The organism is Thioclava sp. UBA3469 (assembly GCF_002378135.1).
GTDB lineage: Bacteria > Pseudomonadota > Alphaproteobacteria > Rhodobacterales > Rhodobacteraceae > Thioclava > Thioclava sediminum.
Window position 1 is genome coordinate 1 of sequence record NZ_DFRG01000167.1, and the last position, 246, is coordinate 246.

Consider the following 246-nt stretch of genomic DNA (forward strand, 5'->3'; position numbering starts at 1 on the left):
CCCACCTGACGGCGCGGATACTGGATATGGATCTTGCGCAGCGCGCGCTCCATGAAGACGACGAAGGTGATCACGATCGCGATCATCAGGATCACCCCGAGGATCACCGGAGTGGAGATCGCACCGGCGCGGCCCTGCTCCAGGAAGCGGGCCAGAGCCGCCGGGATTTCCGCGACGATACCGACGAAGATGATCAGCGAGATACCGTTGCCGATGCCGCGTGCGGTGATCTGCTCACCCAGCCAC

At 63.8% G+C, this 246-nt stretch carries 1 pseudogene; it reads right to left on the reverse strand.

Going from position 1 to position 246, the window contains the following annotated elements:
• Window positions 1-246 (reverse strand): annotated as a pseudogene (locus tag B3D39_RS12620) (preprotein translocase subunit SecY); the annotation flags it as partial.